Consider the following 9,339-nt stretch of genomic DNA (forward strand, 5'->3'; position numbering starts at 1 on the left):
TCGTCACCGGGCCGCGGGCACCAGCACGCCCGCGCGCAGCAGCCGGTCGACGAGGTCGGGGCCCAGCCGGCCCGCGCTGTGCACCGCACCGTCGAGGAGCCGCGCCACCGACGGCAGTTCACGCTCCGTGAAGTCCAGCCAGCCGACACGGGTGGTCAGGCGGCGGCCCTCCAGGCGGGCCTCCAGCGCGCCGCGCAGCCGGACCGGCGTGTCGGGGGTGAGGTGGTCGACGGCCGCGAGCTGCGCCAGCGGGCCCAGCGGCGCCGGCCGGGCCTGGCCCCGCCGGGTTCGGTGGAAGAGCGGGGCGGGATCGGCCTCCGCGAGCGCCGCGGCGAGATGTTCGCGGACGATCCGGAGGTCGTCGCCCGGTCCGTCCGCCCCGAGCGGGAGCGAGCCGCGCATCCGCGGGTCGTCGCGGAGCAGGGCGAGCGCAGCCCGGGTGAGCTGTTCGGCCAGCGCGTGCCGGGTCCAGGCATGGACGCCGAGCGTCAGGTGGATCGAGACGGCACCCTGCGCCTGCGCGGCGTGCAGCCAGCCCCGCGGCAGGTAGAGGACGTCACCCGGTTCCAGCACGGTGTCGATGTACGGGCGGCCCGCGGCGGCCTCGGCCACGGCGGCGCGGTGCTCGGTCCACGGCTGGTCGCGCAGCGGATCGCGGAGCACGGGCTCATGGATGACCCAGCGCTTGGCCCCGGCGACCTGGAGGACGAACACGTCGTGGACGTCGTAATGGGCGTCGAACCCGCGGTTCTGCGGTGGCGTGACGTACGCGTTGGCCTGCACCGGATGCCCCAGCTCCGTCGCGAGCCGGGACGTGAACTGCGCGACCGGGTCCCACGTGCGCTGCAACGCCTGGAGCACGAGCGTGGCGCCGTCGGCGAAGCTGCGCCACAGGGCCGTGTCATCCAGCTGGTCACCGACCGTCGCGCCGACGCCGGCGGGTGCGGTGAACGACGCGTCGGGAAGTGTCGCCCCGTCCTTGGCGACGCGCAGGAACGGCGTGCGCAGGCCGCGGCGCGAGACGAGTTCGTCCACGGCGGACGCGGAGAACAGGTCGGAGAAGTCGCTCGCCCCGCGCGCGAGCAGTGGCACGCGCGCCCAGATGTCACGGGCGAATTCCTCCCGGCCGAGGCCGGTCAGGCGTGCTTCGAGGACACCGGCGCCCGCGAGAGCGTCGGTGTCCTGAAGGGTGAGGGGGGGAGTGCTCAAATGCCGCTGCCGGACGTGTCGGCTCCGCCGTCGGCGCCGCCGTCGTGGACGCCGGGGGTACCGGCTGCTCCGCCGTCGGCCGGGCCTTCGGCTCCGCCGTCCGCGCCGCCGTCGTGGACGCCGGGGGTACCGGCTGCTCCGCCGTCCGCGGGGCCTTCGGCTCCGCCGTCGGCGCCGCCGTCGTGGACGCCGGGGGTACCGGCTGCTCCGCCGTCCGCGGGGCCTTCGGCTCCGCCGTCCGCGCCGCCGTCGTGGACGCCGGGCGTACCCGCCGCTCCGCCGTCCGCGGGGCCTTCGGCTCCGCCGTCCGCGCCGCCGTCGTGGACGCCGGGCGTACCCGCCGCTCCGCCGTCCGCGGGGCCCTCGTGCTCGTTCGCGTCCTGCTCGGGGTTGGTCATGGTTCCTCCTGAGAAGCGCACAGCGGGGAGTGAGCGGGCGGTACCGGTCCAAACCCCCTCGATCCCTAACAAACTCGCGCACCCGCCCCGCACCGGCAACCGGAGGGGCCCGCCCGGCCCGGCCCGCATGGCATGCTGCCGACGGAAAGGAGGACCCATGGCTCACCTGGGAACGACCGCGGTCATGGCGCTGCTGCCTGCCGCCCAACCACTGCTGGAGCTGGCCGCGGGGCGGGACGAGCGTGTGGTGCGCCCGGGGGTTCCGGCGCACGCCGCGCTGCTCTACCCGTGGCTCCCCGCCGACCGGGTCGACGGCGCGGAACTCGACCGGCTGCGGGCCGCGCTCCCCGCCGGCCGCGTCCCGCTCCGGCTGGACACGGTCGAACAGACCGGCGGCTTCGTCGGCATCCCGGTGCCCGGCCTCCGGGACCTGGCCACGGCCGTGCGCACGGCGTACCCGGAGCGGGTCCCGTACGGCGGCCGGTTCGGCCAGGACCCGCCCGTGCACGTCACCGTGGCCCTGGACGCCGAGCCCGGCACCGCCGCCGACATCGCCCGCAGCATCGGGCCGCGGCTGCCGATCCGTACCGAGGTCACGGCCCTGCACGCGGTCGCCCTCACCGCCACCGGGTGGCAGCGCCTCGCCGCCCTGCCGCTCGAACCGTGAGGAGCGGCGCCCCTCTCAGTTCGCGGGCACGGCCCTGAGGACCCGGAAGCGGCCGGGCGCCTCCGGGTCGCGGTCCGCGACCTGGATCGGCGCCCCCGCCCACTGCCAGACGCCGATCCCCGGCGTGCGGGTGAACCGGATCCGGCCCCGGGTGCCCTCCACGGCGACGTCCGGCCAGGCGGCGGCGGTCCGCGCCCGGTCGGCGCCGCCGGCCCGCAGCGCCGCGGCGAGGACCAGCGCCGTGTCGTACCCCTCGAAGGCGACGAAGGACGGCGCCTGCCCGAGCCGGGCGCGCAGCTCGGCCCCGACGCGGGTGCCGAGGGGGTTCAGGCGCTCGGGCAGGTAGCGCAGGAACGGGATCGCCGCGCCGTCGCCGCCCAGGTGCCACGGCCAGTCACTGAACTCCGGCTGCCCCGCCGGAGCACCGATCAGCACCTCGGCGAGCCGCGCGTCGCCGCGGACCGCCCTGACGAGCGACACCGCCGGTTCCGGGTGTCCAGCCAGGAGCAGGAGCGCTGTCGCACCCCGCGCGGCGAGCCGGTCGCACACCGCCGAGGGGGCGAGGGCGCTCAGGTCGAGTTCGTCGACGGTCCCGCCGCGCGCGCCCACCTGATCGCGCAGGATGCGGGTTCCGGCCGCCCAGTAGACGCTGCCCTGCGCCGCCACGGCGATGCGGCGGTGGCCCGCGTCGAGGAGGAGGTCGGCGTAGACGCGCCAGCCGCGCGACTGCGGCGGGCACAGACGGGCGACCCACGGCGTCGGACCGTCGGTGAGGTCGTCGAGCACCGCGGACGAGCAGAGGAACGGCAGCGCGAGGGCGTCGGCCCGGGCGGCGGCGGCGCGCGCGACGACGCTGTGGTACTCCCCGGCCAGGGCGGCCACGCCGAGGGCGGCCAGTTCGTCGACGGCCGCCTCGGCCCTGTGGGGGTCGGCCGCGGTGTCCCGGACCAGCAGTTCCAGGGGCCTGCCGTCGATGCCGCCCGCGGCGTCCACCTCGCGGACGCCCAGGTGCAGACCGGCGAGCAGGTGGCGGCCCGCCTCGTCCCAGCCGGGCCGGGACAGCGGGGCGAGGACACCGACGCGCACGGACGAGCCGTCAGGTCGGGTCGCTATGGGCGGTGTTGCTGCGTGTGGCATGAGGCGGCGTCTTTCGTGGGCGGTTTCGTGGGCGGTGCGCGACAGCGCGCACGAAAGGTACCGCCGGGCCCGGGTGGGGCGTCCGCTCAGTCCTGGGTGGCGGGGGTGCGCAGCACGAGCAGGGCGACGTCGTCGTCGTTGTCGTCCGGGCGGACCTCTTCGAGCAGCGCGTCGCAGAAGGAGTCCAGGGGGCGGCGGGCGAGGGAGGCCGCGTGCCGGCGCAGCCGCTCCAGGCCGTCGTCGATGGAGCGGTGGGGGCTCTCGACGAGTCCGTCGGTGTACAGGAGCAGCGTGGAGTGCGGCGGCAGCACGGTGACCGCGTCGGGGCGGGCCCGGGTGACGCCCGTGCCGAGCAGCAGGCCGTGCGCGTCGGTGAGGTAGCGGGCCCGGCCGTCCCGGTGGATCAGCAGCGGCGGCGGGTGGCCCGCGTTCGTCCAGTGCAGGCGCCACGTGGTGTCGTCGCCGCGCACGAGCCGGCCCAGGATCATCGTGGCCATGGACGCCTCGACGATGTGCCGGATGGCCTCGTCGAGCTGGGTGACGACGGCGCTCGGCGCGACCTGCCCCTGCGACCAGGCGAAGGCCCGCAGCATGTTGCGGACCTGCGCCATCCCGGCCGCGGCGTCCAGGTCGTGGCCCACGACGTCGCCGATGGCCAGCGCGTGGGCGCCGTCGGCCAGCGCGAACGCGTCGTACCAGTCGCCGCCCACGGCGGAGGCGTCCGGGGCGGGCACGTAGCGGGCCCGCATCGCCATGCCGGGGACGGTGGGGAGCTGGGGGAGCAGGTGGCGCTGCATGGTCTCGGCGACCTTGCGCTGGCGTTCGTACAGGCGGGCGTTGTCCAGGGCCAGGCCCGCCCGGCGCGTGACGTCCTCCAGCAGCGGCAGGTCGGCGGCGGTGAAGGGGTCGGGGTGGTGCGAGCGGCCGAGCGTCAGCGCGCCGAGGACGTCGCGCAGGCCCCGGACGGGGGCGATCGCGGCGCTGTGCATGCCCGTCGTCGTGAAGAGCCGCAGCTGCTCGACGGCAATGCCCGAGTCGGGCGGGCCCTGGTAGGTGCGGATGGTGGCCAGCGAGGAGGCGGCGCCGCGCAGCGCCCGGGACAGCGGCATCGGCGACTCCTCGGGGACCGGCGGCATGGGGCCCTGCAGGTCGTCGCGCTCGACGAGGGTGCCGTCCCGGTGCTCCATGACCAGCGCGCGCCGCACCTCGCCCCGTTCGGTGACGAGGTCGATCACGGCCCAGTCCGCGAGGCGGGGCACGGTCAGGGACGCCAGCCGGCGCAGCGCCTCCCCGACGTCCAGGGTGGAGGTCAGCTGGGTGGTCGTCTCCGCCAGCAGGGCAAGCCGGTCCAGCTCCGTCAGCGGGGGCGGGACCCCGGCGTCGTACGCGGGCCGGGTCTCGCGCTGCGGCCCGTACAGCAGGACGAGCGCCCCGGACGCCTCCGCGGCGTACTGGTAGGGCGTGACGAGCCAGGACGACTCCAGGACGGAGCCGTCCTTGCGGGCGAACCACTCCGCGTTCCCGTGCTCGGTGCGCCCGGTGAGCAGCGACTTGCGCAGCCGGCAGCGGGTGCGCGGCACGGTCTGCCCGTGCTCGTCGCGGTGGAGCAGGTCGTGGGCGTCGTGGCCGACGAGCTCGTCGTGCTCGGTGCCCAGCAGGGCCTGGACCGCGTCGTTGGCCGCGACGACGAGGCCGTCGTCGTCGATGACGAGAGCGGCCACCGCCAGCTCGTCCAGCACGGTTCCGCGCCGCGCGGCGCCGGGGCGTCCCTCGTCACTGCGGGCGGCTCTGCCCCCCAAGCCGTTGTCGGCGACGTCCATGCGTGTCCTCGGTGCTGGCTTCGACGCTGCGGTGCGACAAGACTGGTTACCCACATCCCGGTAGGTCAAGCCCGCGGGGCCGCGCCGCTTCCGGCCAGTGGGAGGGGCGCGCCGCGCGGTGGTGGGGACGGCAGGGTTGCCCGAGGCCAGGCCGGGGCGGCGTGCGCCTCCTCAGCGACGCGCGCCGCTGTCCGCCTCCAGTTCGCGCTTGAGGTTGCGCAGGGTCCGCTCGATGTTGCGCTGCTGGAAGGCGGCGAACGTCGTGCCCGCGGTGACGACGCGGTCGAAGGCGGCGGCCACGAACGCCGGCCAGGAGCGCCGGTCGTCGGTCCACGTCTCCGTCACGCGGGTACCGGCGCCCGTCTCCTCGAAGCGGTACTCCCAGGTCGCGATCGGGGCGCGCAGGGACGGCCGGCGGCGGCCGATGGCGTGGACGCGGAACGCGAAGCGCCGGCCCGGTTCGGCCGCCGTGACCGTGCACCGGGTCACCCACCGGAACGCGCCGCGCTTGTTGCGGCCGACGAACGTGGTGCCGACGGCGACCGGACCGGTGGGCGAGTCCCGCGTCGTGCCGCGGTTCTCCGGGCTCCACCGGCCCATGTCCTCGGGACGGCTGACCGCCGCGTACGCGGCGGACGCGGACACGCCGATCACGATGCTGCTGCTCACGGTGAACACTCGGGCCACGGGAATCCTTCTCCACTGGTACGCGCTGCTGGTACGCGCAGCTCCGGCGGCGCCACCGGGACGCCAGGCTACTGGTGAGTAGGAGCATCGCACACGCTTGCGCCGAGGGGCGGCGGCCCCCGTATCGCCGATGATCACAGGGTCTGCACGTTCCGCGGGTGTCGCTTTCGCGGATTCGGGGGTACGCGGTCGCCACGGAAAGGAGGCCCAGGATGGATGAGACAGTCAGGCAGGGGTCCGGGCGCGCGGCGGCCCAGCCCGGCGGGACCGAGGAGCCCGTGGGCGAGCTGGTCCAGCGTGCTTCGCAGCAGCTGACCGAGCTGGTCCGCGGCGAGATGCGGCTGGCCCAGGCGGAGATGAAGGAGAAGGGCAAGCGGTACGGGAAGGGCGGCGGTCTCTTCGGCGGGGCGGGTCTCGTCGGCTTCCTGACGCTGCAGGCGCTGGTCGCCACCGCGATCGCCGGGCTGGCGGTGCCGCTGCCCGTCTGGGCCGCCGCGCTGATCGTGACCGTGGTGCTCGGTGTGATCGCCGCCGTGCTCGCGCTGACCGGCAAGAAACAGGTCACCCAGGCCGCCCCGCCCACCCCCGAGCAGACCATCGACAGTGTCAAGGCCGACGTGGCCGAGATCAAGGAGAGTGCCAAGCGATGACGCAGCCGCCCCACGACGAGCCCACCGCCACCAGCACCGAGGAACTGCGCGAGCAGGTCGAGCAGACCCGGCACGAACTCGGTGACACGGTGCAGGCGCTGGCCGACAAGACGGACGTGAAGGCCCGCACGCAGGAGAAGGCGGCCGCCCTCAAGGAGCAGACGACGGCGAAGGCCTCGGAGCTGACGGCGCAGGCCAAGGCCAAGGCCTCCGAGGCGGTGCACTCGCTCCAGGAGCGGCTGCCCGACGAGGCCAAGGACAAGGCGGCGCTCACCGCCGAGCAGGTGAAGGCCAAGGCGGCCCAGGCGCAGCAGGTCTGGCAGGACAAGGCGCCCGAGTCGGTGCGCGACAACCGCAAGGCGCTCGTCGCCGCCGGCGCGGCCGTGGTCGCCGCCTACGTCCTGCTGCGCCGCAAGAAGAAGTAGCCGCAGGTCCGGGCCGGGAGCCCGGCGGCGCGCGCACCCCGGGTCACAGCTCCCTGATCCGGGGCGCCGGGACGCCGTCGGGCGACGGCTGTGCCACGGCGGCCCCGGCCGCGTCCCGCGTCACCCGGTAGGTGGCGGCCCGGCGGCCGTGCAGGTCCGGCACGGTGACCGTCACGTCCCGCGCACCGGGAGCGAGGAGCAGGGTCAGGTCGGTGGTCCAGTCGCCGTCCGGGCGCTGCTCGTCGGCCCCGAACGGGAGCGCCGCGCCCGGGCGCACGTACAGCGGCAGGCTGTCGTAGCCGTGCGTCTCGCGGCGCCAGGCCGGTCCCTGGACCCGTTCGCCGGTGAGCAGATGGGTCCAGGTGCCCGCCGGCAGATAGAACTCGACGTCGCCCTCGGCGGAGAAGACCGGCGCGACCAGCAGGTCGGGGCCGAGCATGTACTGGCGGTCCAGGGACCGGGCGGTCGGGTCGTCCGGGAACTCCAGGATCATGGGCCGCATCAGGGGCACCCCCGCCCCGTGGGCCTCGGCGGCGGCGCCGTACAGGTACGGCATGAGCCGGTGCTTGAGCTTGGTGAAGGTCCGGGCCACGTCGACCGCCTCGTCGCCGAACTCCCACGGCACCCGGTACGAGCTGGACCCGTGCAGCCGGCTGTGCGAGGAGAGCAGGCCGAAGGCGAGCCAGCGCTTGAAGACGGCCGGGTCCGGGGTGCCCTCGAAGCCGCCGATGTCGTGCGACCAGAAGCCGAACCCGGACAGCGAGAGCGAGAGCCCGCCGCGCAGGGACTCGGCCATGGCGCCGAACGACGACCAGCAGTCGCCGCCCCAGTGCACCGGGAACTGCTGGCCGCCCGCCGTCGCCGAGCGGGCGAACAGGACGGCCTCGCCGACGGCGCGCTCCTTCTCCAGGAGTTCGAAGACGACCTGGTTGTAGAGGTGCGTGTAGTAGTTGTGCATGCGCGCCGGGTCGGAGCCGTCGTGCCACACCACGTCGGTGGGGATGCGCTCGCCGAAGTCGGTCTTGAAGCAGTCCACGCCCTGGTCGAGCAGGACCTTCAGCTTCGTCTGGAACCAGGCGCAGGCGTCGGGGTTCGTGAAGTCGACGAGCCCCATGCCCGCCTGCCACAGGTCCCACTGCCAGATGTCGCCGTTCGCCCTCTTCACCAGATAGCCGGCGGCGGCGGCCTCCTGGAAGAGGGCCGACTTCTGGGCGATGTACGGATTGATCCAGACGGAGATCCGCAGGCCGCGCTCCTTGAGCCGGGCCAGCATGCCGACCGGGTCGGGGAAGACGTCCGGGTCCCAGGTGAAGTCCGACCACTGGTACTCGCGCATCCAGAAGCAGTCGAAGTGGAAGACGCTCAGCGGGATGTCACGCTCGGCCATGCCGTCGACGAACGAGGTCACCGTCTCCTCGTCGTAGCGCGTGGTGAACGACGTGGTCAGCCAGAGGCCGAACGACCAGGCCGGGGGGAGGGCCGGGCGGCCGGTGAGCCCGGTGTAGCGGCGCAGCACGTCCTTCGGGGTGGGGCCGGCGATCACGTAGTACTCGACCGTCTGGTCCTCGACGCTGAACTGCATCTGGCCGACGGCCTCGGAGCCGATCTCGTAGCTGACCCGGCCGGGGTGGTTCACGAACACGCCGTACGCGCCCGTGGGGGAGAGGTGCAGGCTGAACGGGACGTTCTTGTAGGCCTGTTCGCTGCTGGTGCCGCCGTCGGCCTGCCACATGTCGACGACCTGGCCGTTCTTCACGAACGGGGTGAAGCGCTCGCCGAGGCCGTAGACCTGCTCGCCGATGCCCAGCGTCAGCCGGCCGGCCATGTGGTGGGCGCCGTCGCCGCCGGTGAAGAACGCGGTGCCCTTGCGGCCCGCCGAGGTCACCTCGCGCCCCTGCGCGTCCCGGAAGGAGAGGGCGAAGGGCGCGGCCGTGTCCAGGCGCACCGACAGCGAGCCGCTCGTCAGCTCGACCACGGCGCCGTCCCGGCGGACCCGGGCGGCACGTGCCTCCGCGCCGTCCAGCGCGAACTCCGGGCCGGGGCGCCGGGTGCCCGCGAGGTGCGTGGTGCGGACGCCGATCACGCCTTCGGCGGGGGAGAAGCAATCGGTGGTCAGCAGCGGCGCGTTGAGGGTGTCGCCGCGACGTTCGACGCGCTTGACGGAGGCGTACGCGGTGAAGCTGTCGGCGCCCGCGCGCACGTCGCGGACCTCGGTGGCGTACGAGGCCTCGACCCCGTCGCGCATCAGCCAGAAACCGTCGGTGAACTTCATGTTCTTCCCTGGGAGCAGCGGTGATTCGGTCGGTGGGGCGGACAGCCGCTCGGTCACGGGGTGTGAGACCCGGC

Annotated in this window: 9 protein-coding genes; 3 read left to right on the top strand and 6 right to left on the bottom strand. The window is 74.7% G+C overall.

Annotation, left to right across the window (positions count from 1 at the left end):
• Positions 1–3 precede the first annotated feature (3 nt).
• Complete coding sequence (locus ACIBW6_RS20850; RefSeq protein ID WP_399061630.1) at positions 4–1,209, bottom strand: cupin domain-containing protein; 1,206 nt, start codon at positions 1,207–1,209, stop codon at positions 4–6.
• Positions 1,206–1,607: a BatC protein gene (locus ACIBW6_RS20855; protein WP_399061632.1), complete on the bottom strand. Its 402-nt coding sequence runs from the start codon at positions 1,605–1,607 to the stop codon at positions 1,206–1,208. Before ACIBW6_RS20855 ends, ACIBW6_RS20850 begins: the two co-directional genes overlap by 4 nt.
• Before the next feature lie 157 nt (positions 1,608–1,764).
• Here ACIBW6_RS20855 and ACIBW6_RS20860 point away from each other — a divergent pair, with 157 nt between their 5' ends.
• Positions 1,765–2,274: a 2'-5' RNA ligase family protein gene (locus tag ACIBW6_RS20860; RefSeq protein WP_399061634.1), complete on the top strand. Its 510-nt coding sequence runs from the start codon at positions 1,765–1,767 to the stop codon at positions 2,272–2,274.
• 15 nt (positions 2,275–2,289) lie between these two features.
• Here ACIBW6_RS20860 and ACIBW6_RS20865 read toward each other — a convergent pair whose 3' ends face one another.
• The 3 genes from ACIBW6_RS20865 to ACIBW6_RS20875 all read right to left on the bottom strand — a co-directional run bounded on the left by ACIBW6_RS20865 (position 2,290) and on the right by ACIBW6_RS20875 (position 5,918).
• On the bottom strand, positions 2,290–3,411 hold the full coding sequence (locus tag ACIBW6_RS20865) for an ABC transporter substrate-binding protein (RefSeq protein WP_399061636.1): 1,122 nt from the start codon (positions 3,409–3,411) through the stop codon (positions 2,290–2,292).
• Between the two features lie 86 nt (positions 3,412–3,497).
• Positions 3,498–5,231 carry a SpoIIE family protein phosphatase gene (locus ACIBW6_RS20870; protein ID WP_399061638.1) on the bottom strand — a complete coding sequence of 578 codons (1,734 nt, stop codon included), beginning with the start codon at positions 5,229–5,231 and terminating at the stop codon, positions 3,498–3,500.
• A gap of 171 nt (positions 5,232–5,402) precedes the next feature.
• A complete protein-coding gene (locus ACIBW6_RS20875; RefSeq protein WP_399061640.1) occupies positions 5,403–5,918 on the bottom strand; it encodes an SRPBCC family protein in 516 nt (171 codons plus the stop codon).
• Between the two features lie 212 nt (positions 5,919–6,130).
• Here ACIBW6_RS20875 and ACIBW6_RS20880 point away from each other — a divergent pair, with 212 nt between their 5' ends.
• Both ACIBW6_RS20880 and ACIBW6_RS20885 read left to right on the top strand, forming a co-directional pair.
• Complete coding sequence (locus tag ACIBW6_RS20880) at positions 6,131–6,568, top strand: phage holin family protein (RefSeq protein WP_399061642.1); 438 nt, start codon at positions 6,131–6,133, stop codon at positions 6,566–6,568.
• Positions 6,565–6,993, top strand: a complete 429-nt coding sequence (locus tag ACIBW6_RS20885; RefSeq protein WP_399061644.1) for a DUF3618 domain-containing protein — start codon at positions 6,565–6,567, stop codon at positions 6,991–6,993. Before ACIBW6_RS20880 ends, ACIBW6_RS20885 begins: the two co-directional genes overlap by 4 nt.
• A gap of 43 nt (positions 6,994–7,036) precedes the next feature.
• On the opposite strand, the gene yicI is transcribed toward ACIBW6_RS20885, so the two are convergent.
• Positions 7,037–9,265: an alpha-xylosidase gene (gene yicI, locus ACIBW6_RS20890; RefSeq protein ID WP_399061646.1), complete on the bottom strand. Its 2,229-nt coding sequence runs from the start codon at positions 9,263–9,265 to the stop codon at positions 7,037–7,039.
• Between the last annotated feature and the right edge of the window lie 74 nt (positions 9,266–9,339).

Source organism: Streptomyces sp. NPDC049813 (assembly GCF_044465085.1).
Classification (GTDB): Bacteria; Actinomycetota; Actinomycetes; order Streptomycetales; family Streptomycetaceae; genus Streptomyces.

Bases quoted from the DNA above. Each gene is read 5' to 3' on its own strand.
- ACIBW6_RS20885 (WP_399061644.1), top strand. From the start codon at position 6,565: ATGACGCAGCCGCCCCACGACGAGCCCACCGCCACCAGCACCGAGGAA.
- ACIBW6_RS20860 (WP_399061634.1), top strand. From the start codon at position 1,765: ATGGCTCACCTGGGAACGACCGCGGTCATGGCGCTGCTGCCTGCCGCC.
- yicI (WP_399061646.1), bottom strand. From the start codon at position 9,265: ATGAAGTTCACCGACGGTTTCTGGCTGATGCGCGACGGGGTCGAGGCC.
- ACIBW6_RS20865 (WP_399061636.1), bottom strand. From the start codon at position 3,411: ATGCCACACGCAGCAACACCGCCCATAGCGACCCGACCTGACGGCTCG.
- ACIBW6_RS20880 (WP_399061642.1), top strand. From the start codon at position 6,131: ATGGATGAGACAGTCAGGCAGGGGTCCGGGCGCGCGGCGGCCCAGCCC.
- ACIBW6_RS20870 (WP_399061638.1), bottom strand. From the start codon at position 5,231: ATGGACGTCGCCGACAACGGCTTGGGGGGCAGAGCCGCCCGCAGTGAC.
- ACIBW6_RS20855 (WP_399061632.1), bottom strand. From the start codon at position 1,607: ATGACCAACCCCGAGCAGGACGCGAACGAGCACGAGGGCCCCGCGGAC.